Origin of the sequence: Sutterella parvirubra YIT 11816 (assembly GCF_000250875.1) — a bacterium.
GTDB classification, from domain to species: domain Bacteria; phylum Pseudomonadota; class Gammaproteobacteria; order Burkholderiales; family Burkholderiaceae_F; genus Sutterella; species Sutterella parvirubra.
Genome location: NZ_JH604846.1, coordinates 1 through 737, shown reverse-complemented (window position 1 = coordinate 737; position 737 = coordinate 1). Strand labels below are relative to the sequence as shown.

The 737-nt window shown below is 61.5% G+C and carries 1 protein-coding gene; it reads left to right on the top strand.

Annotated elements, in window-relative coordinates; genetic code table 11:
• A partial coding sequence (locus HMPREF9440_RS00375) for a Mu transposase domain-containing protein (protein ID WP_008540409.1) occupies positions 1-737 on the top strand: 737 nt, incomplete at both ends.

The window sequence follows — 737 nt, the reverse complement described above, 5'->3', positions numbered from 1 at the left end:
CTCAGCTCGACTTCGGCGAGATCGACGTCTTCCTCAATGGCGAGACCTGCAGGCTCATCCTCCTCGTCCTGACCTTCCCTCACTCGAACTACCGCATGGCCGTGGTGCTTCCCGCTCAGAACTTCGAGTGCCTGGCGTACGGCATCAAGCTCATGTTCGACCGCATCGGCCGCGTACCGCTGCGCATCCGCTTCGACAACATGAGCACTGCGGTCTCCCTGCTGGTGCCGCCCAGCAAGGCTCACGAGGTGGACAACGTCCACGACGTGAAGGATCATCCGCGCGTGCTGACGGAGAACTTCCGCCGCCTGCAGGTTCACTACGGCTTCAAGGCGGAGTTCTGCAACCCTGCCGCCGGCAACGAGAAGGGGTCCGTTGAGAATGCCGTGGGCTGGATTCGCCGCAATTTCTTCGTTCCGGCCCTGCGCTTCGACGGGAACTTCGCCGAGCTCAACAACAGCCTCATGACTTGGTTGGAGCGTCAAGCGGAGGAGCCCCACTACAAGAAGGCGCCCAGGGTGATCAAGGAGCTCTTCCTTGAGGATCTCGCCCTCATGCTCCATCTCCCGGCAGCGGATTTCGATCCGTGCTCTTGGGTCGAAGCGACGGTTGACAACACGGGGTTCGTCCGAGTCGACAAGAACGACTACCAGGTCAACGCGGCTCCCGGCCAAAAGGTCCACGTCTGCAAGCGTTGGGACACGCTGTCGTTCTACGACTCCGACCGAACCCTGCTC